The organism is [Bacillus] caldolyticus (genome assembly GCF_003595605.1).
In the GTDB taxonomy this organism is placed as follows: Bacteria; Bacillota; Bacilli; order Bacillales; family Anoxybacillaceae; genus Geobacillus; species Geobacillus thermoleovorans.
In genome coordinates this window covers 912,894-938,657 of the sequence record NZ_CP025074.1, presented here as the reverse complement: position 1 = coordinate 938,657, position 25,764 = coordinate 912,894, and the positions used below count along the sequence as shown (strand labels likewise).

Here is a 25,764-nt window from a genome sequence, read left to right as displayed (position 1 = left end):
GGAAGTTTAGCGGATGATCGAGAAAGGGGTGCGGACGAATATGAAAAAAACCGCCAATTCGCTGAAGCGGCCAGATGGAGACAAACGCATGGCGGTGTTGCGGCTCGAACTCGATTACGAATTAGCGACGCTGTACGAGGCCATGATGGAAAACGATGAAGAAAAGAAAAAAGAGTGCAAACGGCGGCTTGAAAAGCTGCGCCAAGAACTGATGCGCCTTCAAGTATGATTCTGATTCAAGGCGAACCATCTTTCCGGTTCGTTTTTTTCTTGAGCGGTGTCCGCCCCCGTTCCGGTTGCGATCTATACATAACCGAAGGCAGGAGGAATCAATATGGCAGAAAAATGGGAAGAAATCGACCGATACGCCCGGCAATGGATCGACGAAGCAGGAAAGCGCATCCGCGCCTCGTTTGCAAAACAGCTGACGGTGGAAGCGAAAGAGAACCCGAACGACTTAGTGACGAACGTTGACCGCGCCATTGAGCAATTTTTCGCCGAGCACATCCGCCGCCAGTTCCCTAGCCACCGCCTGTTGGGGGAAGAAGGATTTGGCGACCGGATCGATGCCTTGGACGGCGTTGTTTGGGTGATTGACCCGATCGACGGCACGATGAATTTCGTTCATCAGCGGCGCCATTTTGCTGTATCGATCGGCATTTTTGAAGATGGCATCGGACAGCTCGGCTACGTGTATGACGTCGTGTTTGACGAACTGTATGCGGCGCAAAAAGGGCGAGGGGTGTTTTTGAACGGGGAGCCGCTTGGCCTCCTGCAGCCCGCGCCAGTGACGGAGTCGATCATTGCCATCAACGGGACATGGCTCATGGAAAACAAGCGCCTCGACCATCGCCCGCTCATGAGGCTGGCGAAAGAGGCGCGCGGCACGCGCTCGTATGGTTCAGCGGCGCTTGAGCTCGCGTATGTTGCCGCCGGCCGTTTGGACGCCTACATTTCGCCGCGCCTGTCGCCGTGGGATTTCGCCGGCGGGATGATTTTGATTGAAGAAGCGGGCGGGATGGTGACGACCCTTGACGGGAAGCCGCTGGATCTGCTTGGCCGCAATTCGGTGCTTGCTGCGAAACCTGGGGTGCACGAAGAAATTTTGCGGCGCTATCTTCACGATTGATGAGGCGCGAAATCGCGAAAACGGGACAAGCATCCAGCTTGTCCCGTTTTTCAACGCGTCCGTTTTTTATGGGCGAACCCGGCGCCCATGGCGGCGATCAAGATGACCGTGGAAGCGGCGATGCCGATCAAACTTTGCTCGGCGATGAAGACGCCGATCGCCATGATGGCGGCGACGGCAAGAATGGCGAGCAACAGCGGTACAGGCTCGATCCGTTTCATCCTATTTCGCGCAGGAGACTCCCACTTCAACGACCAAAGGGAGTAAGTGGGAGAGGAATGCGCGTTCCCCCTTTCTTTTGTATATGATAGAATAAAGGCGTGGAGAAAACCGTTCAATAAAGGCACTCCAATAGCTGCTACTCGATGTATGGAGTTGGTTGCAGGAAACGTTGCAACGTAAAACATCGAGCGTAGGTCCGTCTGTTGTGTGTGGAAGCCAAGTACTGCCAACAGACACACCGAGAGAATCGGTAACGATGCAGGCATGACCTGCGTCGTTGGGTAGTCGTCAACCTGCCCCCTGATGCAACCCCAAGTCAAGGAAGGAGGACGAAGTCCGTTTGCACTTCTGGGGAGTGGCAAGCCCCCACTTCAAGCGTTAGCTAAGTGGGGGTAGTTGACTGGGTTGACTCCTTTCTGGCAAAGTGGGCGTCTTTTTCTAGTGTACAGGAAAACATGCCGATTTTCTATCGGTTGTGATATAATAGACAAGCAGTTTGCCGAACAGGAGTGACCGACATTGACGAACAAACGAATCGATCTTCGCAATATCGCGATCATCGCTCACGTCGACCATGGGAAAACGACGCTCGTTGACCAGCTGCTTCGGCAGTCAGGGACGTTCCGCGAAAACGAACAAGTCGCGGAGCGGGCGCTTGACCGCAACGATTTGGAGCGGGAGCGCGGCATTACGATTTTGGCAAAAAACACTGCTGTCTTGTATAAAGGAACGCGCATCAACATTTTGGATACGCCGGGACACGCTGATTTCGGAGGGGAAGTGGAGCGGATCATGCGCCTTGTCGACGGCGTCTTGCTTGTCGTCGATGCGTATGAAGGCTGCATGCCGCAGACGCGGTTTGTGCTGAAAAAGGCGCTTGAGCAGCAGCTTGTGCCGATCGTCGTCGTCAACAAAATCGACCGCGAATTTGCTCGGCCGGCGGAAGTCGTTGATGAGGTGCTCGACCTGTTTATCGAACTTGGTGCTTCTGAGGAGCAGCTCGAGTTTCCAGTCGTGTACACATCAGCGCTGCGCGGGACGGCAAGCCTCGATCCGGATCGCCAGGACGGTGACATGACCGCCTTGTTTGAGACGATCATCGAGCATATTCCGGCGCCGGCGGACAACCGCAGCGAACCGTTGCAGTTTCAAGTGGCGCTGCTCGACTATAATGAATATGTCGGACGCATCGGCATCGGCCGCATTTTCCGCGGCACGATGAAAACAGGCCAGCAAGTCGCTCTCTTAAAGCGCGACGGTGCCGTCAAGATGTTTCGTGTCACGAAGCTGTTTGGTTTTATTGGGTTGAAGCGGATTGAGATTGAAGAAGCGCACGCTGGCGACATCGTCGCGGTCGCCGGGATGGAGGACATCAATGTCGGTGAAACGGTTTGCCCGCCCGATCATCAAGAGCCGCTGCCGCCGCTTCGCATCGATGAGCCGACGTTGAAAATGACGTTTCTCGTCAACAACAGCCCGTTTGCGGGGCGCGAAGGCAAATACGTGACGGCGAGAAAGCTGGAGGAGCGGCTTCGCACCCAGCTGGAGACGGATGTCAGTCTGCGCGTTGAGCCGACCGAGTCGCCGGATGCGTGGATTGTCTCCGGCCGCGGGGAGCTTCATTTGGCGATTTTGATTGAAAGCATGCGCCGCGAAGGATACGAACTGCAAGTATCGAAGCCGGAAGTCATTCTAAAAGAGATTGACGGTGTCACGTGCGAGCCGATCGAGCGGGTCGTCATTGACATCCCGGAGGAATATACGGGAGCGATCATGGAGTCGCTCGGCAGCCGCAAGGGCGAGCTCGTCGATATGGTGCACGGCGACAACGGGCAGGTGCGTCTCGTCTTCCTTGTGCCGTCGCGTGGCTTGATCGGCTATCGGAGTGAATTTATGTCGTTGACGCGCGGATATGGAATTTTAAACCATTCGTTTGACCATTATGCCCCCGTGCAGCCTGGCGCCATCGGCGGCCGCCGCCAAGGGGTGCTCGTCTCGATGGAAACCGGAAAGGCGACGGCTTACAGCATCATGCAACTTGAGGATCGCGGCGCCATTTTTGTTGAGCCGGGCACTGAAGTGTACGAAGGGATGATCGTCGGCGAGCATAACCGCGAAAACGACCTGGTCGTCAACATTTGCCGCGAAAAACATGTCACCAACATGCGTTCATCGACGAAAGAACAGACGGCGACGATGAAAAAGCCGCGTCTGTTGACGCTTGAAGAAGCGCTCGAGTATTTGAATGATGATGAATATTGTGAAGTGACGCCAGCCTCGATCCGGTTGCGCAAAAAAATCTTGAATAAAAGCGAGCGTGAAAAGGCGGAGAAGAAAAAGAAAGCGGTTGAGCAGGCGAAATAGCCGGAAGCGCCATGCGCGCGTCTTTAGTTTGCGAACAATCGAAAACGCCTTGGAGAAGGGCGCTATTAGGATGAACGGGAGGGGAATGATGTGAATGTGCTCGAACGGCTCACGTTTTTCGCCTCGCTTTATAAGGTGCACGATAATCCCGAGCGAGGTATGTGGCTATTGTATGTGACAGTGTTGTTGCTTGCCGCGCTTGTGTATCGACTCGGTTTTGCCCGCCGCCTGCCGCTGTTGAAAAACGTCATCATTTACGTCTTGCTGGCGCTTGGCTGCACGGTTTTGACCTTTTTTGCCGTCTTTTTGCCGGTGGCAGAAGGATTGGCCGTCGCCGCCCTCGTATTAATCATTTATAAAGTGCGCCTGAAGCAGGCGAAAGAGGGAGAAAAGTCATGAAATCCGTGCAGGATGCCCTTTATAACTGGCTGACGATCCACATCGTCGCCAAAGCCCGTCCGCACGATGCGGCGGCGCGCGATACGGCCTCGTTTTTCCGCGCCATCTTGGAAAACGACTTTGGTGTGACGGCCGTAGACGCCGTCAAAGATGAAACGAATGGGCAATACATCGTCGAATATGTGCGCGGCGGGGAAACAAAGGCGGCGTGTTTCCCGCTTGAGCTGGCTGAGGCGATGTGGCGGCAGATCGAAGCCGAACCGGAAAAGTATGGATGATGACAACCAAAAAGGCGCGGAAAAGCGATCGCTCTTCCGCACCGTTTTTTTTTTGCAGGATCACCAATCATCGTCTGCGCGGCGGCCGCGATAGAAGCGGAACTTTCCTGTTGCCAGCCGCTGTTTCGTTTTTTCGGCGATGCGGTCGTGGCATTCGCGGCACATGTACGTGTGGATCGGGCGGTTGCGCAGCCGCTTGGCGAGCGGCGATTCATCGTCGATCGTATCGATTTGGTCGCAAAGCACGCATTTGACTCTCATTGTTCACCTCAATACATCCAAACGCGAAATGGTAGAGTGTTCTTTCGTTCCCATTATACCACATTTCCCGCGATCGTTTGTTGATTCAAATGCATTTCACTCCCGCTTTCCTCGGAAATGAGCCGCGCTTTCTGTTCCATTATAACCCACACAGAAACCGTTTATCGATTTAAATGTTCATTCGATTGCTTGTTTTGCTGTTCGTTCAGTTGCCGCTCCTCCCGTTCGTTCAGCTGTCCGTCATTTTCTTCGGTGGGCTTCGGCGTCGTTTCAAACAAGTCGCTCGGCACTTCCGGCATCACTCGTCCGACGATGTCGGCGATTTCGTTCATGAACGCTTGCACCGGCCTCCCCTCATCGATTTGCCGGCCGATGTTGCGCACGCGGGTGTAAAGATCTGGGTCAGCGACAATAATAGCGTTCGCGCCGTACGGATCTTTTTGCAATGCTTCGGCGACGGAATATTTGATGGTGCCGACGCGTGAGGCATCCATATTGGCGCCGACGTCAATGCCGACGATGGCATATTTGCCGACGACGATCGCGGCGGCATTGTGAACGTTTGGAACACGGTCGGCGATTTCTGCAAGCCGGCGGGCGATCTCTTGCCCGGATTTGTTCTCGACGCGTTCATCGACCGTATTTTTGACACGCACGAGTGAACGATTGGGCTCGTTCGCTTCATGATCGTTTCCAAACGTGCAGCCGCTGAAAATCAAAAGGGGAAGGAAGAAAACGGCGAGCCAGCAGTTTCTCTTCATAATGGGCCACCTCGACTTTTTTTCTTTAGTTTGCAAATGTCCTTCTATCTTTATACATGTTTTCATATGTTGTATTACAGCCATTCCCATCCAACGGAAAAACGTGAAAAACTCACATGGGGGGAAGCGGAATTTGGGAAAAAAAATTTACGTGCTCGATACGAACGTGCTGTTGCAAGATCCGTATTCGATTTTCGCGTTTGAGGATAATGAGGTCGTCATTCCAGCGGTCGTGCTTGAGGAAGTGGATTCGAAAAAGCGGTATATGGATGAAATTGGTAGAAATGCCCGCCAAGTGTCAAAGCTCATCGACCGTCTGCGCGAAAACGGCAAGCTGCATGAAAAAATTCCGCTTGAAAACGGAGGGGCGCTTCGCATTGAGTTGAACCATCGTTCGTTTCATCAACTGCAAGAAATTTTTGTCGAAAAAACAAATGACAACCGCATTCTGGCGGTGGCGAAAAATTTATCGCTTGAAGAGCAGGCGAAGGAAGATGGACGCTCTGTCATTTTGGTGAGCAAGGATGCGCTCGTGCGCGTCAAAGCGGATGCCATCGGGCTGCAGGCAGAAGACTTTTTAAGCGACCGCGTCGTTGATGTCGACCATATTTACAGCGGATTTTTGGAGCTGTACATAGGAAAGGACCACCTGCAGCGGTTTTACGACAAAGGGGAGCTCGTGCTCGCTGATATCGCCGACCACCCGTTTTATCCGAACCAGTTCATCATTATGAAAGACGCGTTTGGCAGCTCGGCGTCAGCGATTGGCATTGTCGACCAAAACGGCAAAAAAGTGAAAAAGCTCATCTTCCATCACGAACATATATGGGGCATTCGCCCGCGCAACGTGCAGCAGACGATGGCGTTTGAGCTTCTCATGCGCGACGACATTCCGCTTGTGACGCTAATCGGCAAAGCCGGAACGGGCAAGACGTTGCTTGCCCTTGCCGCGGGGTTGATGCAAACGGAAGATTTGCGCACATACAAAAAATTGCTCGTCGCTCGGCCGATTGTGCCGATGGGGAAAGATCTCGGCTTTCTGCCGGGAGAAAAGGAAGAAAAGCTGCGCCCGTGGATGCAGCCGATTTTTGACAACTTGGAATACTTGTTCAACACGAAAAAACCGGGGGAGCTCGATGCGATTTTAGCCGGCATGAGCTCGATTGAAGTGGAGGCGCTCACGTACATCCGCGGCCGGAGCCTGCCGGAGCAGTTTATCATCATTGATGAGGCGCAAAATTTAACGAAGCATGAAGTGAAGACGATTTTGACACGCGTTGGGGAGAAAAGTAAAATCATTTTAATGGGCGATCCGGAACAGATCGACCATCCGTATTTGGATGAATATAACAACGGGTTGACGTACGTCGTCGAAAAGTTTAAAGACCAAAAAATCGCCGGCCATATCCGGCTCGTCAAAGGGGAGCGTTCGGCGCTCGCACAGCTTGCCGCTGATTTGCTGTAGCTAGGCGTTCCTCAGAGCATCCGCCGTTAAAGAACGGGTGCCAGGCGCGCGGCCCGACGCCGCGAACGTTTCGAAAGGCGCCCGCCGCCTGGGGCGCTGTGGAAAACATCTGGGGTCAAAGCGCTTAAGGCGGTTGAAGGCGTCAAAAGCTCAAACACCGGGCCGCCCCTTCATGGGGCGCCCGGTCATCGGACGACGAGCCGACGCACATGAGTAATCGGCGCCTCGCGGTTGGAGCCGTCGCCAAAATAAATGTGCACCGGACCGTCGTCGCGCAACGGTTTTCCGTTTTGGGAAAAAGCGAAAATCAGGTCGTACGCCTTTTCCAGAGGGATCACGGTTTCTCCATGTTCCGTCTCAATGACAAGTTCAGACGCGTCTTCATGCGGCTCAGCGTTTCGCAAAAATGGGGCGAACGGCATGCCGAACGAGCCGGTGATGATTTTCTCCTTCAAAAAGCGCCGCTCCGTTTTCAACGTCGGCGGAAAAACCGCGCCCTCTTGAATTTCCCGGTCCCAAAATGCCGACAGCTTTTTGATTTCCTCGTCCTCTTGCTCCGCTTCCGTCGGCTGTGGAGCCGGCTCCGAAAAATACGCATCCATGTCCACTTTCCGGTCGTCGAAAATCCAGACGCCGGGGTCAAGCGTGATCGTAAACTTCACCTTTCCTGTCAGCACAATAATATCGTTCATGAAACACCTCTCCTCTGCATGTTCCCACCGTTTTTAGTATAATAATAATGAAAGAGCTTGTCATGTTCCAGGCCCGGTTGCTGTCAACGGTTTCAACTTGCAAAATGGCTTGTTTCACGTTAAGATGTAAAGAAGGATAGGGGAGAGAACGGAGGGATCGATGTGACGGACGAATCGATGAGCTATCGGGAGAAGGCGTACGCGCTTTTACAAGCGGATGCAGAGAAAATCATCCAACTCATCCGCGTGCAAATGGACCATTTGACGATGCCGCAATGTCCGGTGTATGAAGAAGTGCTTGACACGCAAATGTTCGGGTTGTCACGGGAAATTGATTTTGCGGTGCGCCTCGGGCTTGTGGAGGCGAAAGACGGAAAGGCGCTCCTTGACCGGCTTGAGCGCGAACTTTCCACGTTGCACGAGGCCGTGGCCAAAAAGCGCGTGCGATAAAGGATATATAAAACAACTCAAACGATTGGTTTCCCGTCGTTTGAGTTTTTCTGTTTTTCGGCAGGAAAACAGCGCGCCGCTGCGAATGATTTTAAGTACATACATGTTCACAGGGAAGAGGAACGATGGAACGACAATTATGGAAAAAAGTATTGAAGTGCTATGATTATCCGCTGATCACCGCGGTCATCATGCTGTCGTTGTTCGGATTGATTATGGTGTACAGCTCAAGCATGGTCACCGCTGTCATCCGCTTTGAAGTGCCAAGCGACTATTTTTACGAGCGGCAAAAACTGTGGCTGATTGCCGGATTCATCGCGTTCGCCATCACGATGGCGATTCCGTATAAAGTGTGGCGGGCGGAGCGATGGGTGAAACTCGTCTTTTTTGCTTCTCCATTGATGCTGATCGCCGTCGCTTTTCTCGGCCATACGGCCAACAACGCAACAAGCTGGTTTCGCGTCGGGGCGCTTTCGATCCAACCGGCGGAGCTCGCGAAGCTCGGTCTGATTTTATACTTGGCCGCAGCGTTTGCCAACAAGCGGAAGCGGCTGGCCGAGCCGGCGAAAAGCAATTTGTTCCCCATTTATTATACATTGGTGATTTGTTTCCTGATTGCCATACAGCCTGACTTCGGAACGGCGGCGATCGTGTTTGCCATCGCGATGTGCATCATTGTTTCGTCCGGTTTGCGCCTCGTGTTGCTTCTAAAGCAGCTGCTTTTTTTTACATTGATCGGGACGGTGCTGTCACCGTTTTGGCTCCCGGTTGCTGGCAAAAAAATTTTTTCTCCTGAACGGGTATCGCGTCTTTACAGCTTTTTGGATCCATTTCAATACGCAAACGGCGATGGCTACCAGCTCGTTAATTCGTATTTGGCGATCGGGCTTGGCGGGCTGAAAGGAGTGGGGCTTGGCAAAGGCATTCAAAAATACGGCTACCTGCCAGAGTCGCACACCGATTTTATTATGGCGGTCATCGCCGAAGAGCTCGGCTTATTTGGTGTAGCGTTCACGCTTGGGTTATTGGCGTTTATCGTGCTGCGCGGGCTTTGGATTGCCCGCCGCTCCCACGATGCGTTTGGGAGTCTGCTTGCGATCGGCATCTCCGTCATGATCGGCTTTCAAACGTTCATTAACGTTGGTGGGGTCGTTGGCCTTATTCCGATTACAGGGGTGCCGCTGCCGCTCGTCAGCTATGGGGGAACGTCGCTTGTCCTGACCATGGCTTCGCTCGGTCTGCTTGTGAACATTTCTATGTTTGCAAAGTACGAACAACGGTATAAAAAAGCGGAAAAAACGATGGTCAGCAAACAGAAAAGAGGTCTGACTTTTTAGAAAGTGTATTTACAAATCGGCAAAACTTTTATACTTTTATTAAATAAAGGAGGAGGGACAGAATGAGGACAAGACGAATTCGCAAAGTGCTGGTAGCCAACCGCGGAGAGATCGCCATTCGCGTTTTCCGCGCCTGCACGGAGCTTGATATCCGCACCGTGGCGATTTATTCGAAGGAAGACGCCGGATCGTACCACCGCTACAAAGCGGATGAGGCGTATTTAGTCGGGGAAGGGAAAAAACCGATCGAAGCGTACTTGGACATCGAAGGCATCATTGAGATCGCCAAAGCCCACGATGTTGATGCCATCCACCCGGGATATGGGTTTTTGTCGGAAAACATTCAATTTGCCAAACGGTGCCGCGAAGAGGGGATTATTTTCATCGGCCCGAATGAAGAACATTTGGATATGTTCGGCGATAAAGTGAAAGCGCGGCATGCGGCCATGAAGGCGGGCATTCCGGTCATCCCGGGCAGCGACGGACCGGTCGGCGGCCTTGAGGATGTCGTCCGCTTTGCCGAGACGCACGGATACCCGATCATCATTAAAGCGGCGCTTGGCGGCGGCGGCCGGGGCATGCGCATCGTCCGCTCAAAGTCGGAAGTGAAGGAAGCGTTTGAGCGGGCTAAGTCGGAAGCGAAAGCGGCGTTTGGCAGCGATGACGTTTATGTCGAAAAGCTGATTGAAAAGCCGAAGCATATTGAAGTGCAAATTTTGGGCGACCACGAAGGAAACATCGTTCACCTTTATGAACGCGACTGCTCGGTGCAGCGCCGCCATCAAAAAGTCGTGGAAGTCGCGCCGAGCGTCTCGTTGTCGGACGAGCTGCGCGAGCGCATTTGCGAGGCGGCGGTCCGGCTCATGAGAAGCGTCGGCTACGTCAACGCTGGCACGGTTGAGTTTCTCGTCTCCGGGGATGAGTTTTATTTCATCGAAGTCAATCCGCGCATTCAAGTTGAGCATACGATCACCGAAATGATCACCGGGATTGACATCGTCCAGTCGCAAATTTTAATCGCCGACGGATTTTCGCTCCACAGCCCGGAAGTCGGCATTCCCAAGCAGGAGGACATCCGCATCAACGGCTACGCCATTCAGTCGCGGGTGACGACGGAAGACCCGCTCAACAACTTTATGCCGGATACGGGAAAAATTATGGCGTACCGTTCCGGCGGCGGTTTTGGCGTGCGCTTGGACGCCGGCAATGGCTTCCAAGGGGCGGTCATTACGCCGTATTACGATTCGCTGCTCGTGAAAGTGTCGACATGGGCGTTGACGTTTGAGCAGGCGGCAAGAAAAATGTTGCGCAACTTGCGCGAATTCCGCATCCGCGGCATTAAAACGAACATCCCGTTTTTGGAAAACGTCGTGCAGCATCCGAAATTTTTGTCAGGGGAATACGATACGTCATTTATCGATACGACGCCGGAATTGTTTGTATTCCCGCGCCGAAAAGACCGCGGGACGAAAATGCTTACGTACATCGGCACCGTGACGGTCAACGGCTTCCCTGGCATCGGCAAAAAGAAAAAGCCGGTGTTTGACAAACCGCGCGTGCCGAAGGTGAGCCAAACGGAACCGATCCCAGCGGGAACGAAGCAAATTTTGGATGAACGCGGACCTGAAGGGCTTGTTCGCTGGATCCAGGAGCAGCCGCGCGTGCTCTTGACCGATACGACGTTCCGTGACGCTCATCAGTCGTTGTTGGCGACCCGCGTCCGCACGATCGACTTGTTGCGGATCGCTGAGCCGACGGCGCGTTTGCTGCCCAACTTATTCTCGCTTGAGATGTGGGGCGGGGCGACGTTTGATGTGGCGTACCGCTTTTTGAAAGAAGATCCGTGGGACCGGCTGCTCAAGCTGCGCGAGCGCATCCCGAACGTGCTGTTCCAGATGCTTCTTCGCTCGGCCAACGCCGTGGGGTATAAAAACTATCCCGACAACGTCATCCGCGAGTTCGTTGAAAAATCGGCGCAAGCCGGCATTGATGTGTTCCGCATTTTCGACAGCCTAAACTGGGTGAAAGGGATGACGGTGGCGATCGATGCCGTCCGGCAAAGCGGCAAAATCGCCGAGGCGGCTATTTGCTATACAGGCGATATTTTGGACCCGAACCGGCCGAAGTACAATTTGGATTATTACAAAGCCTTGGCGAAAGAGCTCGAGCAAGCCGGTGCGCACATTTTAGGCATTAAGGATATGGCCGGCCTGTTGAAGCCGCAGGCGGCGTACGTGCTCATTTCCGCGCTCAAGGAAACGGTCGACATTCCGATCCATTTGCATACGCACGATACGAGCGGCAACGGCATTTACACGTACGCCAAAGCGATCGAAGCCGGCGTCGATATCGTCGATGTCGCCGTCAGCTCGATGGCCGGCTTGACGTCGCAGCCGAGCGCCAATACGCTCTACTATGCCCTTGAAGGAACGGAGCGGGCGCCGGAGGTTGATATTTACGGCCTTGAGCAGTTGGCCCGCTATTGGGAAGACGTGCGCAAATTTTATCAGGAGTTTGAAAGCGGCATGAACGCGCCGCATACGGAAGTATACATGCATGAGATGCCAGGCGGCCAGTACAGCAACCTGCAGCAGCAGGCAAAAGCGGTCGGCCTCGGCGATCGGTGGGATGAAGTGAAAGAAATGTATCGCCGCGTCAACGACTTGTTCGGCGACATCGTCAAAGTGACGCCATCATCGAAAGTTGTCGGCGACATGGCGCTTTACATGGTGCAAAACAATTTGACGGAGCAAGACATTTTTGAACGCGGCGAAACGCTCAATTTCCCAGACTCGGTCGTGGAGTTTTTCGAAGGCTATTTAGGCCAGCCGCATGGCGGGTTCCCGAAAGAGTTGCAGCGCATTATTTTGAAAGGGCGCGAACCGATCACCGTTCGTCCGGGCGAGCTGCTTGAGCCGGTTGATTTCGAGCAAATCAAGCGGGAGCTGTATGACAAGCTCGGCCGCGAAGTGACCGACTTTGACGCCATTGCCTATGCGCTTTATCCGAAAGTGTTTTTGGAATATGCCGAAACGGTCGAAAAATACGGCGATATTTCAGTGCTCGATACACCGACGTTCCTGTACGGCATGCGCCTCGGCGAAGAGATCGAAGTGGAGATTGAGCGCGGGAAAACGCTCATCGTCAAACTCGTCTCCATCGGCCAGCCGCAGGCGGACGGCACACGCGTCGTTTACTTCGAGCTGAACGGCCAGCCGCGCGAAGTCATCATCCGCGATGAAAGCATCAAAGCCGCTGTCGCTGAGCGCATCAAGGCCGATCGGACGAATCCGAACCACATTGCCGCCACGATGCCGGGCACGGTTGTGAAAGTGCTCGTGGAGAAAGGGGAAAAAGTTGACAAAGGCGACCATTTGATGGTTACGGAAGCGATGAAGATGGAAACGACGGTGCAGGCGCCGTTTGCCGGCATTGTCAAAGATATTTACGTCAAAAGCGGCGATGCCATTCAAGCGGGGGATTTGCTAATTGAGCTGTCCAAATGAAACTGTCCATCGCGCGCAAAAAGAGGGTGTCCCAAAAGGATCGGGATACCCTCTTTCGTTGCTCTATATACGTGCTGACTGCTTCTGCTGCACGATAGGTTGTGCCTATCTTGAAGACAGACAACCTTTTGGGTCAGCCCCTTTTGGTTTGCTGACCGACGAACGTCATTTCAACGTCGCCGGCGCCGCTTCCCCAGCTGAATGGTCGGCGGCTTTTACCGGCGCGCGGCGGGTGCGGAGCGCCAAAAGCAATAAATAGCTGAGCACACCGAACAGGCAGGAAATGAAAAAGGCATGCGCCAAGGCAATGTATAAATTCAGCTGCGTAAAAACGACAAGCGCTCCAGTCGTCATTTGCGCGAGCACGAGCAAAAGGGCGATGAGCCATCCGTAGTAGATGACCGGCTGCCTGCGGTAATGGCGGACGGCATGTATTGCGGCGGCGGCGATCCAAATGATGATGACAGCAGCGGCCAATCGATGGCCCATCTGCACCCATTCATGAAACTGAACCGGGAGGAGGCGCGTTTTCGCGCAAAGCGGCCAGCTCGGACAAGCGAGGCTGGCGTTCGTATGGCGCACGAGCGCTCCGGTGTAGACGACGATGTATGAGTATATGGTGATGCCGTAAATATGAAACCGCATTTTGCCGTCAAGCGAAAGGGAAGCGGCGGAAAACGTTTTGTCGATTTCAAAAATCAATAGCGTCAATAGCAGCACAGCGGCAAACGAAATGAGCGAAATGCCGAAATGCAAGGCGAGGACGAAATCGGACTGCCCCCACACGACCGCGGCGGCGCCGATCAGCCCTTGCAAGACGAGAAAGACAAACGATATGACCGCTAAAAACTTTGTCTCCTGCACATGGCCAATGGCTCTCCACGCCCAGATGGAAAGGATGAGCACCATGATGCCGGCAAGGCCGGAAACGAGTCGATGGCTCAGCTCGATGATGAGCTCAGGCGTAATGTGATCCGGCACCCATTGGCCGTTGCACAGCGGCCATGATCGGCCGCACCCCATGCCGGATCCGGTTTTGGTCACAAGCGCTCCGCCAATTAAAACAAACAACATTGCCAACGTGGTTGCCGAGGCAAACCATTTCAGTGAACGTTGCAAAATCTTCACCTTCTTGTATTGAGAAACTGTGATTTTGTCCATATTAGTAAAGTGATGGATTTTATTGCAGCCAACCGTGTCGCCAAGCCAAATCTATTTTACACGATGGCGGCCGGAAACACAAAATGACGTTTGCATATTGAATAAGTCGATTAAGTTTGCTAGAAATATTAATGGGACAAGCGAATGAACCGTTTGGGGCATACGGATTCAAAAATTTGACACAAATTATTCAAAAAAAGTTCACATGATGAGGAAAAAATGTGATTTAATATAAAGAGGAAACAGCCCGTTTTTGCTATTTGGCGTTGGAAAGAATTTCAGGCAACATCACGGCGCCGGCCGGGCAAGGAGCGGCGCAGCGAGGAGGAACAGGAGACATGGCCGAATTGAAAGCGGTGCACCAGGATGCGGCCGATGCCGGGCATCGCTCGCATGTGAGCGTCAAGGCAGTTTGGAGAGAGTTGTCGTCTGTTGTGAAAATCGGAATCGTCAATTCCAATTTGATTACGACGTTCGCCGGAATGTGGCTGGCGTTTTATTTTACTGGGGAACACTTTTTGGAGAACCTGCATCTTGTCTTTTTCACACTGTTTGGAGCAGCGCTTGTCATTGCGGGTTCATGCGCCATCAACAACTACATTGACCGCGACATTGATCAATATATGGAGCGGACGAAAGCACGCCCGACCGTCACCGGGACGATGGATCCGCGGCGGGTGCTTTGGCTTGGGATTGGTCTTGTCGCAATCGGCGAGATGGGCCTGCTTATGACAACGGTTACGGCTGCCGTCGTTGGATTGATCGGTATGGCGACGTACGTCTTTTTATACACCCTTTGGACGAAGCGCCATTACACGATCAACACCGTTGTCGGCAGCATTTCCGGCGCGGTGCCGCCGGTTATCGGCTGGACGGCGGTCGATCCGGAGTTTCATATTGTTCCGCTCATCTTGTTTTTGATCATGTTTTTATGGCAGCCGCCGCACTTTTTGGCGTTGGCGATGAAGCGATGCGAAGAATATCGTGCAGCCGGCATCCCGATGTTGCCGGTCGTCCATGGATTCGCCATGACGAAGCGGCAAATCATCGTTTGGGTGGCATGTTTGCTGCCGTTGCCGTTTTACTTGTTCTCGCTTGGCGTTCCATTTTTAATCGTGGCCACGCTGCTCAATGTCGGCTGGCTGATGCTGGGATTGGCAGGTTTGAAAATGAAAGATGACATCAAATGGGCGAAGTGGATGTTCGTCTATTCGCTCAATTACTTGACGATTTTGTTCGTGGCGATGGTCATCGCGACGCTTTGGTGAATTAAGATAAAATTCTTTCTTTAGTGAAAGAATTTATATACATTTATCCATCAAAGAAAGAGGGGTTTGATTAGGCTATGAACAAGGGGCTCTGTAACTGGCGCTTATTTTCCCTGTTCGGGATGATGGCGCTGTTGCTCGCCGGTTGCGGCAAACCGTTTTTATCGACGCTCCAGCCCGCCGGTGAAGTAGCGGACATGCAGTATTCGCTCATGCTGTTGAGCACATCGATCATGGTGCTCGTCATTGTCGTCGTGGCGATCATCTTCGTTTACGTTGTCATCCGCTTCCGGCGGCGCAAGGGGGAAGAAAATAAAATCCCGAAGCAAGTGGAAGGGAACCATAAACTGGAAATTATCTGGACTGTCATTCCGATCATCCTCTTGCTCATTTTGGCCGTGCCGACGGTATCAACCACGTTTAAACTGGCCGATGTCAAGGCGATGAACGACAAAAAACGAGATAAGGATACAGTTGTCGTCAATGTTCGCGCCAACCAATACTGGTGGGAGTTTGAATATCCGGATTACGGCATTATCACGAGCCAAGATTTGGTCGTGCCGACGAATGAAAAAGTGTATTTCAACTTGATTGCGTCGGATGTCAAACATTCGTTCTGGATTCCGGCGGTCGGCGGCAAAATGGATACGAACACCGACAACAAAAACCAATTTTGGCTTGTTTTTGACCAAAAGGCGACCGATAAAGCCGGCGGCGTCTTTTACGGCAAATGTGCGGAGCTTTGCGGTCCGTCCCATGCGCTGATGGATTTTAAAGTTCGGCCGTTGCCGCGCGACCAATTTGACGCCTGGGTGAAAAAGATGCAAAATGCGAAAAAACCGGTTGTCACCGATCCGGTCGCCAAAGAAGGGGAAGCGATTTTCAATAAAAGCTGTATTGGCTGCCATGCGGTGACGCCTGTGGACAAGCGTCCGGTGCAAGCGCGCACGGCGCCGAACTTGGCGAACTTTGGCGATCGCGAACGAATCGCCGGTATTTTGGAGCATAATGAAGAAAATCTGAAAAAATGGCTGAGAGACCCGAACAGCGTGAAGCCTGGAAATAAAATGGCGGGTACATATGGCCACTTGACGGAAGAGCAAATTGATGCATTGACGAAATATTTGATGAGCTTAAAAGTGGAATAAAGCATGAGAAGGAGGTTTCACCGTGAGTACAATCGCGCGCAAAAAGGGTGTTGGCGCCGTTTTGTGGGATTATTTGACAACGGTCGACCATAAAAAAATCGCCCATCTGTACTTGATTGCCGGCGGGTTTTTCTTCCTGCTCGGCGGTCTCGAGGCGTTGTTCATCCGCATTCAGCTCGCCAAGCCGAACAACGATTTCCTTGTCGGCGGGTTGTATAACGAAGTGTTGACGATGCATGGGACGACGATGATTTTCTTGGCTGCGATGCCGCTTGTTTTCGCCTTTATGAACGCAGTCGTGCCGCTGCAGATCGGCGCGCGCGACGTCGCGTTCCCGTTTTTGAACGCTCTTGGATTCTGGATGTTTTTCTTCGGTGGTTTGTTTTTGAACTGTTCATGGTTTTTAGGCGGCGCACCGGACGCTGGTTGGACGTCGTATGCGTCGCTGTCGCTTGACTCAAAAGCGCATCATGGCATCGACTTTTATACGCTCGGGCTGCAAATTTCCGGCTTCGGAACGATCATGGGTGCCATTAACTTTCTTGTGACGATCATCAACATGCGCGCTCCGGGCATGACGTTTATGCGCATGCCGATGTTCACATGGGCGACGTTTGTGACGTCGGCGCTCATCTTGTTTGCGTTTCCGCCGCTTACGGTCGGCTTGATTTTCATGATGATGGATCGATTGTTTGGCGGCAACTTCTTTAACCCCGCTGCCGGCGGCAATACGATCATCTGGGAGCACTTGTTCTGGGTGTTCGGCCATCCGGAAGTATACATCCTTGTCTTGCCGGCGTTCGGCATTTTCTCGGAAATTTTCGCGACGTTCTCGCGCAAACGCCTATTCGGTTATTCGTCAATGGTGTTTGCGACGGTGCTTATTGCTTTCTTAGGGTTCATGGTATGGGCGCACCATATGTTCACGGTCGGGATGGGGCCGATTGCGAACGCCATCTTTGCCGTCGCGACGATGACGATCGCCGTTCCGACAGGAGTCAAAATTTTCAACTGGCTGTTTACGATGTGGGGCGGAAGCATCAAATTCACAACGCCGATGCATTATGCCGTCGCCTTCATCCCGTCGTTCGTCATGGGCGGGGTGACCGGGGTCATGTTGGCGTCGGCGGCGGCGGACTATCAATACCATGACAGCTATTTCGTCGTTGCGCACTTCCATTACGTCATCGTCGGCGGGGTTGTGTTCGCTTTGCTCGCGGGCACGCATTATTGGTGGCCGAAAATGTTTGGCCGCATGCTGAATGAAACGCTCGGCAAAATTACGTTCTGGCTGTTCTTTATCGGGTTCCATTTAACGTTCTTTATTCAGCACTTCCTTGGTTTGACAGGGATGCCGCGGCGCGTGTTTACGTATTTGCCGCATCAAGGATGGGAGACTGGCAACTTGATCAGTACGATCGGCGCGTTCTTTATGGCGGCCGCCACGGTCATTTTGCTCATTAACATCGTGATTACAACCGCAAAAGGAGAAAAAGTGGCGGGCGATGCGTGGGGCGACGGCCGCACGCTCGAATGGGCGATCGCTTCGCCGCCGCCGGTGTACAATTTTGCCCAACTGCCGCTCGTCCGCGGGCTGGACGCTTTCTGGCTCGAAAAAATGGAAGGCAAAAACGAATTGACGCCAGCCGAACCGCTTGGCGACATCCATATGCCGAATTCGTCGTTCCTGCCGTTTGTCATTGCGTTCGGTCTGTTTGTCGCCGCCTTCGGCTTTACGTATCATAACGATGCTGGATGGGGCTTGCCGGTCGGCATTCTTGGCCTGCTCATTACGCTCGGTTCGATGTTCTTGCGCTCGGTGATCGATGATCACGGCTTCCACATCCATAAAGAAGAAGTGCTTGAACTTGAGAAGAAGGGGGCGAACGCCTGATGCATGCAGAGGAAAAATTGACGGCCGAGACGTTTCCGGCCGCGCCGGAACGCGCCACCCTTGAGGGGAAAAATAAGTTTCTTGGCTTCTGGCTCTTTTTAGGCGGAGAGACGGTGCTGTTCGCCTCTCTCTTCGCCACCTATTTGGCGCTCAAAGATAAAACGAACGGCGGCCCTTCGGCGGAAGAACTGTTCCAAATGCCGGTCGTGTTCATGGCGACGATGCTGCTGCTAACCAGCAGCTTGACGAGCGTGTATGCCATTTATCATATGAAAAACTTTGACTTTAAAAAGATGCAGCTCTGGTTTGGCATTACCGTTTTGCTTGGCGCCGGCTTTTTGGGCTTGGAAATTTACGAGTTCAATGAATATGTGCATGAAGGCCATAAGTTTACGACCAGCGCTTTCGCTTCAGCGTTCTACACGCTCGTTGGCACGCACGGAAGCCACGTCGCGTTCGGGTTGCTTTGGATTTTGACGCTCATGATTCGCAACGCTAAGCGTGGGTTGAATTTATACAACGCCCCGAAGTTTTACGTCGCGAGCCTTTATTGGCACTTCATCGATGTTGTCTGGGTGTTCATTTTTACCGTTGTATACTTGATGGGAATGGTGGGGTGAACGTATGGCGAACCAAACGAATTCAGGAAATGAGCGCATCGACTTAGCGTATCGCCGCCGGAAAAATGCGGAAGAAATGCGCCATCAAATGATTGCATTCGTTTTGATGATTTTGTTGACGCTCATTGCCTTCGCCGCCGTTGGTTACGAAGAGTTTTCCCATTGGTTTGTCGTTCCGTTTATTTTGCTTTTAGCCGCCGTGCAGGTCGCATTTCAGCTGTATTATTTCATGCACATGAGCCATAAAGGCCACGAATTCCCGGCGATGTTTATTTACGGCGGTGTGGCGGTTATGCTTCTACTTGTTTGGGCGTTTACAACAGTCGTTTGGTGGTAAGAAAAGGGGGAATCGGTTTTTGCACCGGTTTCCCCTTTTTCAATAGCCTTGGCGCGGCGTCGTATAGTATAATGGGAAAGGACAAATCAGGAGGGGATTCGTATGTTTCAATCGCTGCAAATGTTTGGCCCCGTTGCCCTTTGGAGTCCGTTTTTTTTGCTTATGTTAGCGGCGGTTGCGTTGCTGTACATTGGGATCACCGGGCCATGGCGGCAGCGTTTCGGCCTCGGTGATGCCGTTTCGGAGAAGCAGAAAGCGTATTTTTTGACCGGGATTGCGCTTCTTTATATATGCAAAGGGTCTCCGTTGGATTTGATGGGCCATTTGACGTTCACCGCCCATATGGTGCAAATGGCAGTGCTGTATTTGATCGTGCCGCAATGTTTTATTTTAGGCATTCCGGCGCCGCTTTATGAGCGCGCATTCCGCATCACAGCAGTGCGCCGCGTGTTTCGGCTGTTGACAAAGCCAATTGTGGCGTTGCTGCTGTTTAACGGCTTGTTTTCGCTTTATCACGTTCCATTCATTTTTGACGCTGTGAAAATGAATATGTGGCTGCATGCGTTTGTTACCTCGGTCATTTTCGTTGCCGCGTTTTGCATGTGGTGGCCGCTTGTCAACAAGCTGCCCGATTGGCAAACGTTGTCCGGCCTAAAAAAAATGGGTTACATTTTCGCTGACGGCATGCTGTTGACCCCGGCTTGCGCGCTCATCATTTTTACCGATACGCCGCTTTATGCGACGTATACTGACCCGAAAGCATGGATGGCCGCGCTGGCTCTATGCGTTCCTCAAGGGACGCTGGCTTCGCTTGATTTGACCGGGCCGCAAATGTTTTTATCGATGTCGCCGCTCCATGATCAGCAGCTCGGCGGAGTGTTGATGAAAATCATCCAGGAAATCGTGTACGGGACGATGCTGTTCTTCATCTTCACCGAATGGTATCGGAAGGAGCGGGAGAAAGAGCCAAGCATGGATATGGAGCCGCGGCCGACCAAACTGTAAAGCGCGGTTGGCCGCCAACGATGAACAAAGAAGAAAGGGAGAGAAGCGATGGCCGTTTTACCGACAATCAGCACGAGCTGCATCGTGATCAGCGCTTTGCTTGTTGCTTATGGGTGGTATTTGATCAGCCGCAGGCGGATCGAAGCGCATAAAAAGGTGATGCTGACGGCAGCGGTGTTTGCTTTGCTGTTTTTCACCATTTACATGTCGCGGACGTTGTTTATCGGCAATACGAGCTTTGGCGGGCCGGAGAACGTCAAAGTGTACTATACGCTGTTTCTTATTTTCCATATTGTGCTGGCGACAGTTGGCGCCGTATTTGGCCTTGTCACGATTTGGACGGGATTGAAAGACAAGAGGGCCCGCCATCGTCGGCTTGGGCCGATCACCAGCATCATTTGGTTTGGCAGCGCCTCAACCGGGGTCGTCGTCTATTGGCTGCTTTATGTCCTCTATCCAGGGGGCCAAACGACGTCGCTCATCAAGGCGGTGCTCGGTTTTTAACCGGCGGGCAAGGAGCAAGGGCAGCGGCGGTTGCATAGCATAGAATACAACACGCCTATATAGACGTGATTTTGTGCAGCGGGGGGGAAGGCGGTGAACACGTTTCGCTATCGGAAACGGAGCGCCGTAGAGGCGACGCTATTGACAATTGTCATGATGTGTGTGCGCGGCCAGACGGAGGTCGCCCTTGACGATTGTGAGGTGTTCATCACCGTTGCTCAAGGCGGGCGGTGCCGCGTCACGGTAAAGATGTCCATTCGATATGGGGCGCCGGTGATGGAAGTTTGCCGCCAGCTGCAACAGCATATTGCCGAGGAGATCGCCGCGATGACGCCATATGTCGCCGAGGCGGTCGACATTGTTGTCAAACGGCTTGTCATGCCGGAAAAAAACGCATGAGAACCGCGCTCTCATGCGTTTTTTGATTATTCTTTGATTTTTTCAAGCTCGCTTTTGACCTGCGCCAACACGTTTTGGCATTGGCTGACAAGAGAGGACGGAAAATGCTCATCATCGCCGTATTCGACGCCGTGTGGATAGTAATGTTTCCCTAAAATCGGCGTGAGCAGCTTAATGAGTGCATAGCGCGAATCGACGTTTCCCTCAATGGCGTATCCTTGAACGCGCAAATAGTAGGTGCCTTCTTTCACGACGTATTTCCGGTCGTATGTGACCCGTTCATAATCCCATTGCGCCGCGCGTACAAAGCCGAGGCGCTCCATAATGTCATCAAGGCGGGATAGTTCGACCGTCTGATTTTCCAGTCCGGTATTTTCAAACTTCATCCTTCTTCCTCCTAACAACACAGTATGTAAAAGCGCCAAACAGGAAATCATCCCCTCATTTATAATAGTACGAAAACGGTTTGCTTTTCAACGAATTGTTTGCCGTTGTTTCCGTTTCGCACGCATTTTTTTGTGTGATCCGGCGCACAATACGGGTAGAAAGGAGAGACGAAGAATGCAAACGGTACGGGACGTCATGTCAACGGATGTGCAATATTGCACCCCCCTTGACAATCTCTACGAAGCGGCGGTAAAAATGCGCGATTTCAACGTCGGGGCGATTCCGATTGTCGATGACGGCCGCCTTGTCGGAATGATTACCGACCGCGATATTGTCGTGCGCGGCATGGCTGAAAAACGTCCTGGTTCGACTGCGGTGACGGAAGTGATGAGCCGCGATCTCGTCACGCTTTCTCCGGACGATTCGGTGCAAAAGGCAGCAGATATGATGGCACGTCACCAAATTCGCCGCCTCCCGGTCGTAGAAAACGGGCGTTTGGTCGGCATCATCTCGCTCGGCGATTTGGCGACGAACCGCTATTCTGATGAACGCGCGGGTCGTGCGTTAAGCGAGATTTCCGAACAAGGCGCCATCCATTGACAAATGCAACGGACACGGCTTCTTTCGAGGAGGAGCGCTCTTTTTGGGTGTCCTCTTTTTTTTGCCTCTAAAAAACGGCTATAATGGCAATAAGGAGATTGCGCAGAAAGCGGGAGTTGCCGTGTGAAATGGTTTTTCCTTTTTTTGTTTTTCTTGATTGGATTGTATTATTTTGTGCCGAGTCCGCCGCCCCCGAGCCCCCCGGAGCAGCCAGAGACGAATCGATACATGTTGAAAGAGCCGAAGGCGACGGCCGGCATCGTTGCGTTGATCGGGCAATCGGCGCAAGAGGCGAAAAAACTGTTTGGCGCCCCAGACCGAATCGACCCGTCAGCTTACGGATATGACTGGTGGGTGTACAGCCGTCGACCCGAGTCGTACGTGCAGATTGGCATCTTGCGCGGTCGCGTCGTCACCGCCCTTGTCGGCGGAGAGAAGGTGAACGTTGAACCGTTTGCGGTCGGCCAGCGGTTGCAGACGATTTTTCAAACGATGCCGGTGCTATCGAACATTGAGATTAAGCTAGGCAACGGGACATACCGGTTTGAGCTGTCTGAACAAGATTACTCATCAAGGCCGGTTGTCAAAGTTGGCAGCGTCTACGCTCAGCTGTATGTTGACCGCTTTACCGGCGAGGTGGCGGCGATCCGCCTGATGGATGCAGAAACGTTCGTCAAGTTGCGGCCGTACGAGCTCGTTTACCGCGGCAGCCTGCCGGCGGCCGCGCCGCTGTCGGAAGAAAAGCGACAGGCTGTTGATGCGGCCAACGCGAAGCAAATTTTTGACTGGACGAATTTGATCCGCCGTCGCCATGGGCTTTCCTCTCTCATGTGGGATGACAAGGCCGCTGCCGCTGCGGAAAAACATAGCCGAGATATGCATGATCACCGGTTTTTCTCCCACGAGTCGCCGCAGTATGGCGATTTATCGAAGCGGCTTGGCGCGCTTCACATTCCGTTCCAGCTTGCCGGGGAAAATATCGCCGCCCATCAAGTCGATGGCGTTGAGGCGACCATCGGATGGCTGAACAGCCAAAACCATCGGAAAATTATGTTGAACGAAGAGTTCACCCGCTTGGGCGTTGGCGTCTACGCCGATTACTATACGCAAAACTTCTTTACGCCGCTCTAAAAATTGGGCGCACCTCTCTTTGTTGGATGCGATATGATATGGCAGATAGGCATGAGTGGACGAAAGGGATGAGAACCGCCATGGTCAAGCCTCTGCATCCTTCCGTTGAACAGTTTAAACAGTTTGTGAAAAAACATCCAAAAATCATCCAAGAGGTGCGCAGTGGCAAAAAGACGTGGAAACAAGTGTATGAGGATTGGTATTTGTTCGGGGAAGACGATGACATATGGGAGCCGTATCGGGAAACAAACGGTGCGGCAAAAGAGGAGGAAAAAGGAACGAACAAATGGCTCGATAAGCTCGCGTCTATGCTTGGACAGATCGATGCAGCCGATGTGCAAAAACATTTGGCGAACGTCCAGCAGGCGATCGCGGCGATCCAAAGCATTCTTTCCGAATTTCAAGGGGCCGGTCAAGAACAAAGAAACAAAGAAGCGCATCCGTTTTCGTTCCGCAAAGATTAAAGGGTGGTGGCGATGAGGAAAGATGTATGGCAATATGTGCAAGGAACACCGATGTTGCGCGCGTTTTTGCGCGAACAGCCGCGCTGGTACCGGCTCCTTGCCCGCCGTCCGCATGAACTGTCGACGTTCCAATTGGCCGCCTTGCGCCACTATGAGCTGACGATCCCTGACAAAGTGGAAAGAATCTCCCAATCGTTGCAAATGGCGTCGCTTATGTGGCAAATGTTTAAAGCCATGCGCGACTAATCGGGCGGCCAATGGCAAAGACTAGTTTCGAAAGGGAGTGATGTCTTTGCCAAAGTGGTTTGCATGGTTTGCGGCTGTCATATTGCTTGCGGCGTATGCCTTCTTTGAGCCGGCGCCGTCGTCCTCCGCTCACGCCGAAGCAGTGGGCGGTCCGCTTCAGGTGAAGCATGAAGTGAAAGGAAGCGACGTATTCATTGAATGTGTTGCCGTCCACTTTCCGTTCCGCAAAGGGAGCGGCGGCGGACACATTAATGTCTATGTCAACGGGCAAAAAATGACGGAAGTATACACGGCCGCCTTTATCGTGCGCGGTTTGCCGAGCGGGAAACATACCATCCGTCTTGAGCTCGTCTACAATGATGGGAAAGCAACCGGCATGACGCACGAATTTGACGTCGCCATCCGATAGAGATGACGACGATCGTTTAAAAGGCGAACAGAGGCGATTCGGCACAGTCTGGATCGCCTTTTTTGTTTGCTTCTTTGCTATCTCTTTCCTTTTCATTTTCTTTTCGTTCATGGTATGATGGATAATGGAGGTGCCATTTGGTGAAGATTGCGACTCTCGAGCGCATCGAGATTTTAGATAAAGCAGAAGCGTTGGCCAAAATGATTGTCGAGTCGGACGTGGCGGACGAATACCGCCGCGCCTTTTGGCGGCTGAAGCAAGACCGCCGCGCCCAGCAGCTGATCGCTCGCTTTGTCAAGCTGAAGGAGCGCTACGAAGAAGTGCAGCGCTTCGGAAAATACCATCCTGATTACCGCGACGTGATGAAAGAAGTGCGCGAAGCGAAGCGGGAGCTCGATTTGCATGAGACGGTCGCCGCCTTTAAGGAGGCGGAGAAGGTGATGCAAGAGTTGCTTGATGAGATCAGCGTGCTGATCGGCAAAGCGGTGTCCGAACATGTGAAAGTGCCGACCGGAAATCCGTACTTTTTGTCGGCGGGCTGTTCCGGTGGCTGCGGGGCGGGCGGAAGCTGCGGCTGCCGCACATAAAAAAGGGGAAGGGACTATGTTTCCAAAACGGCAAGGGATTATCGTTTGGCTTCATTCGCTGAAATATGGGAAACAGTTGCGCAAGTTCGGCAACATTCATTACATTTCCAAACGGCTGAAGTATGCTGTTCTGTATTGTGATATGGAGCAAGTCGACCATGTAATGAAAAAGCTCGCCTCGCTTCCGTTCGTCAAGCGGGTCGAGCCGTCGTACCGCCCATTTTTAAAACTGGAATTTGAATCGAAAGGGGAGAAGGAAAAAGACTCCCCGTATCCGCTTGGATGAAGGAAAACAGCGGGTCGAAAAAAAGCCGGCACCGGCTTTTCGACCCGCTGTTTCTTTGTTTACTGCAGCGGCGGGATGAAGCGATTCATCCGCATAATGCCGATCAAATGTTGGTAATATAAATCGGGTTCAGCGAACATCGTCGATGGCTTAACATCAAGGTGAATGACGTCCATGCCCAGTTCCTTTGCGGTTTCCATAAATAGTTCGTACCGTTTGTTTGGCTTGACGGACGGATCGGGAATGCCTTCACGGCAAATGTAAAGTGGTTGGAAATCGCCGGGATCCGTCGGATGAAGGACAACGGCCAAGGAGACGACCGCCTGGCCTTTTTTCACCGTATGAAAGACAAAGAATCCGGACAAACGATGGCGGTTGGCCTTCGCCAATGCAATCAGCTCATATATATCGGAATATCCTTCGCCAAGTTCGATAAATCGTTGGATCATGAATC

31 protein-coding genes are annotated in these 25,764 nt (G+C 52.7%); 24 read left to right on the top strand and 7 right to left on the bottom strand.

Annotated features, from left to right (window positions below):
• Positions 1 to 13 precede the first annotated feature (13 nt).
• Together CWI35_RS04900 and CWI35_RS04895 are read left to right on the top strand one after the other, a co-directional pair.
• Positions 14 to 229, top strand: coding sequence for a hypothetical protein (locus CWI35_RS04900; protein WP_013145893.1), 216 nt, complete (start codon positions 14 to 16; stop codon positions 227 to 229).
• Between the two features lie 105 nt (positions 230 to 334).
• A complete protein-coding gene (locus tag CWI35_RS04895) occupies positions 335 to 1,129 on the top strand; it encodes an inositol monophosphatase family protein (RefSeq protein ID WP_011230568.1) in 795 nt (264 codons plus the stop codon).
• 50 nt (positions 1,130 to 1,179) lie between these two features.
• Here the strand turns inward: CWI35_RS04895 and CWI35_RS18210 are convergent, their stop codons facing one another.
• Positions 1,180 to 1,350 (bottom strand): DUF5325 family protein, encoded by a 171-nt coding sequence (locus CWI35_RS18210; RefSeq protein WP_014195347.1) that lies wholly within the window; start codon positions 1,348 to 1,350, stop codon positions 1,180 to 1,182.
• A 520-nt stretch (positions 1,351 to 1,870) separates the two neighbouring features.
• Here CWI35_RS18210 and typA point away from each other — a divergent pair.
• The 3 genes from typA (at position 1,871) to CWI35_RS04870 (ending at position 4,392) form a co-directional block, all read left to right on the top strand.
• Positions 1,871 to 3,715, top strand: coding sequence for a translational GTPase TypA (gene typA / locus CWI35_RS04880; protein WP_011230570.1), 1,845 nt, complete (start codon positions 1,871 to 1,873; stop codon positions 3,713 to 3,715).
• A 90-nt stretch (positions 3,716 to 3,805) separates the two neighbouring features.
• Positions 3,806 to 4,114: a YlaH-like family protein gene (locus tag CWI35_RS04875; protein ID WP_014195349.1), complete on the top strand. Its 309-nt coding sequence runs from the start codon at positions 3,806 to 3,808 to the stop codon at positions 4,112 to 4,114.
• A complete protein-coding gene (locus tag CWI35_RS04870) occupies positions 4,111 to 4,392 on the top strand; it encodes a hypothetical protein (protein WP_011230572.1) in 282 nt (93 codons plus the stop codon). The genes CWI35_RS04875 and CWI35_RS04870 overlap by 4 nt, the downstream gene beginning before the upstream one ends.
• Positions 4,393 to 4,452: 60 nt before the next feature.
• Here the strand turns inward: CWI35_RS04870 and CWI35_RS04865 are convergent, their stop codons facing one another.
• A complete protein-coding gene (locus CWI35_RS04865; protein ID WP_011230573.1) occupies positions 4,453 to 4,653 on the bottom strand; it encodes a YlaI family protein in 201 nt (66 codons plus the stop codon).
• 161 nt (positions 4,654 to 4,814) lie between these two features.
• Positions 4,815 to 5,414, bottom strand: coding sequence for a YhcN/YlaJ family sporulation lipoprotein (locus CWI35_RS04860; RefSeq protein ID WP_013145886.1), 600 nt, complete (start codon positions 5,412 to 5,414; stop codon positions 4,815 to 4,817).
• 133 nt (positions 5,415 to 5,547) lie between these two features.
• On the opposite strand from CWI35_RS04860, the gene CWI35_RS04855 reads away from it, so the two are divergent.
• Positions 5,548 to 6,879 (top strand): PhoH family protein, encoded by a 1,332-nt coding sequence (locus CWI35_RS04855; RefSeq protein ID WP_011230575.1) that lies wholly within the window; start codon positions 5,548 to 5,550, stop codon positions 6,877 to 6,879.
• Between the two features lie 185 nt (positions 6,880 to 7,064).
• Here the strand turns inward: CWI35_RS04855 and CWI35_RS04850 are convergent, their stop codons facing one another.
• A complete protein-coding gene (locus CWI35_RS04850; protein WP_011230576.1) occupies positions 7,065 to 7,571 on the bottom strand; it encodes a molybdopterin-binding protein in 507 nt (168 codons plus the stop codon).
• 162 nt (positions 7,572 to 7,733) lie between these two features.
• Between CWI35_RS04850 and CWI35_RS04845 the strand changes: the two genes are divergently transcribed.
• The 3 genes from CWI35_RS04845 (at position 7,734) to pyc (ending at position 12,864) form a co-directional block, all read left to right on the top strand.
• Entirely contained in the window at positions 7,734 to 8,021 is a 288-nt protein-coding gene (locus tag CWI35_RS04845) for an Fpa/YlaN family protein (RefSeq protein ID WP_011230577.1), read from the top strand.
• Between the two features lie 125 nt (positions 8,022 to 8,146).
• The gene (gene ftsW / locus CWI35_RS04840) at positions 8,147 to 9,358 is read left to right on the top strand and encodes a putative lipid II flippase FtsW (RefSeq protein WP_023634058.1); all 1,212 of its coding nucleotides are present in this window, start codon (positions 8,147 to 8,149) and stop codon (positions 9,356 to 9,358) included.
• A gap of 62 nt (positions 9,359 to 9,420) precedes the next feature.
• On the top strand, positions 9,421 to 12,864 hold the full coding sequence (gene pyc / locus CWI35_RS04835; RefSeq protein WP_021321495.1) for a pyruvate carboxylase: 3,444 nt from the start codon (positions 9,421 to 9,423) through the stop codon (positions 12,862 to 12,864).
• Between the two features lie 165 nt (positions 12,865 to 13,029).
• Here pyc and CWI35_RS04830 read toward each other — a convergent pair whose 3' ends face one another.
• The gene (locus CWI35_RS04830) at positions 13,030 to 13,983 is read right to left on the bottom strand and encodes a COX15/CtaA family protein (RefSeq protein ID WP_011230580.1); all 954 of its coding nucleotides are present in this window, start codon (positions 13,981 to 13,983) and stop codon (positions 13,030 to 13,032) included.
• Between the two features lie 380 nt (positions 13,984 to 14,363).
• Between CWI35_RS04830 and cyoE the strand changes: the two genes are divergently transcribed.
• From cyoE to CWI35_RS04790, 8 genes are all read left to right on the top strand, one after another.
• Positions 14,364 to 15,293: a heme o synthase gene (gene cyoE / locus CWI35_RS04825; RefSeq protein ID WP_119878002.1), complete on the top strand. Its 930-nt coding sequence runs from the start codon at positions 14,364 to 14,366 to the stop codon at positions 15,291 to 15,293.
• 77 nt (positions 15,294 to 15,370) lie between these two features.
• On the top strand, positions 15,371 to 16,441 hold the full coding sequence (gene coxB, locus CWI35_RS04820) for a cytochrome c oxidase subunit II (RefSeq protein ID WP_031205763.1): 1,071 nt from the start codon (positions 15,371 to 15,373) through the stop codon (positions 16,439 to 16,441).
• A 22-nt stretch (positions 16,442 to 16,463) separates the two neighbouring features.
• Positions 16,464 to 18,335: a cytochrome c oxidase subunit I gene (ctaD, locus tag CWI35_RS04815; protein WP_014195356.1), complete on the top strand. Its 1,872-nt coding sequence runs from the start codon at positions 16,464 to 16,466 to the stop codon at positions 18,333 to 18,335.
• Positions 18,335 to 18,955: a cytochrome c oxidase subunit III gene (ctaE, locus tag CWI35_RS04810; protein WP_011230584.1), complete on the top strand. Its 621-nt coding sequence runs from the start codon at positions 18,335 to 18,337 to the stop codon at positions 18,953 to 18,955. Before ctaD ends, ctaE begins: the two co-directional genes overlap by 1 nt.
• A 4-nt stretch (positions 18,956 to 18,959) precedes the next feature.
• The gene (gene ctaF, locus CWI35_RS04805; RefSeq protein ID WP_011230585.1) at positions 18,960 to 19,292 is read left to right on the top strand and encodes a cytochrome c oxidase subunit IVB; all 333 of its coding nucleotides are present in this window, start codon (positions 18,960 to 18,962) and stop codon (positions 19,290 to 19,292) included.
• 102 nt (positions 19,293 to 19,394) lie between these two features.
• Positions 19,395 to 20,297, top strand: coding sequence for a cytochrome c oxidase assembly factor CtaG (gene ctaG / locus CWI35_RS04800; RefSeq protein WP_011230586.1), 903 nt, complete (start codon positions 19,395 to 19,397; stop codon positions 20,295 to 20,297).
• A gap of 48 nt (positions 20,298 to 20,345) precedes the next feature.
• A complete protein-coding gene (locus tag CWI35_RS04795; protein WP_011230587.1) occupies positions 20,346 to 20,801 on the top strand; it encodes a DUF420 domain-containing protein in 456 nt (151 codons plus the stop codon).
• 93 nt (positions 20,802 to 20,894) lie between these two features.
• Positions 20,895 to 21,200, top strand: a complete 306-nt coding sequence (locus CWI35_RS04790; RefSeq protein ID WP_011230588.1) for an Asp23/Gls24 family envelope stress response protein — start codon at positions 20,895 to 20,897, stop codon at positions 21,198 to 21,200.
• A 26-nt stretch (positions 21,201 to 21,226) separates the two neighbouring features.
• Here the strand turns inward: CWI35_RS04790 and CWI35_RS04785 are convergent, their stop codons facing one another.
• Positions 21,227 to 21,586, bottom strand: a complete 360-nt coding sequence (locus CWI35_RS04785; RefSeq protein ID WP_011230589.1) for a YugN family protein — start codon at positions 21,584 to 21,586, stop codon at positions 21,227 to 21,229.
• Between the two features lie 175 nt (positions 21,587 to 21,761).
• Here CWI35_RS04785 and CWI35_RS04780 point away from each other — a divergent pair, with 175 nt between their 5' ends.
• The 7 genes from CWI35_RS04780 (at position 21,762) to CWI35_RS04750 (ending at position 25,310) form a co-directional block, all read left to right on the top strand.
• Positions 21,762 to 22,187 (top strand): CBS domain-containing protein, encoded by a 426-nt coding sequence (locus CWI35_RS04780; protein WP_014195359.1) that lies wholly within the window; start codon positions 21,762 to 21,764, stop codon positions 22,185 to 22,187.
• 123 nt (positions 22,188 to 22,310) lie between these two features.
• The gene (locus CWI35_RS04775; RefSeq protein ID WP_081130476.1) at positions 22,311 to 23,318 is read left to right on the top strand and encodes a CAP domain-containing protein; all 1,008 of its coding nucleotides are present in this window, start codon (positions 22,311 to 22,313) and stop codon (positions 23,316 to 23,318) included.
• An 80-nt stretch (positions 23,319 to 23,398) separates the two neighbouring features.
• Positions 23,399 to 23,782 (top strand): YlbD family protein, encoded by a 384-nt coding sequence (locus CWI35_RS04770; protein WP_014195361.1) that lies wholly within the window; start codon positions 23,399 to 23,401, stop codon positions 23,780 to 23,782.
• A gap of 12 nt (positions 23,783 to 23,794) precedes the next feature.
• Entirely contained in the window at positions 23,795 to 24,028 is a 234-nt protein-coding gene (locus CWI35_RS04765) for a YlbE-like family protein (protein WP_011230593.1), read from the top strand.
• Positions 24,029 to 24,068: 40 nt separating this feature from the next.
• The gene (locus tag CWI35_RS04760) at positions 24,069 to 24,437 is read left to right on the top strand and encodes a hypothetical protein (protein WP_015374350.1); all 369 of its coding nucleotides are present in this window, start codon (positions 24,069 to 24,071) and stop codon (positions 24,435 to 24,437) included.
• A 140-nt stretch (positions 24,438 to 24,577) separates the two neighbouring features.
• The gene (locus tag CWI35_RS04755) at positions 24,578 to 25,024 is read left to right on the top strand and encodes a YlbF/YmcA family competence regulator (RefSeq protein ID WP_013145868.1); all 447 of its coding nucleotides are present in this window, start codon (positions 24,578 to 24,580) and stop codon (positions 25,022 to 25,024) included.
• 16 nt (positions 25,025 to 25,040) lie between these two features.
• The gene (locus tag CWI35_RS04750) at positions 25,041 to 25,310 is read left to right on the top strand and encodes a YlbG family protein (protein WP_011230596.1); all 270 of its coding nucleotides are present in this window, start codon (positions 25,041 to 25,043) and stop codon (positions 25,308 to 25,310) included.
• A gap of 59 nt (positions 25,311 to 25,369) precedes the next feature.
• Here CWI35_RS04750 and CWI35_RS04745 read toward each other — a convergent pair whose 3' ends face one another.
• On the bottom strand, positions 25,370 to 25,759 hold the full coding sequence (locus tag CWI35_RS04745) for a DUF7147 family protein (RefSeq protein ID WP_011230597.1): 390 nt from the start codon (positions 25,757 to 25,759) through the stop codon (positions 25,370 to 25,372).
• Positions 25,760 to 25,764: the final 5 nt, after the last annotated feature.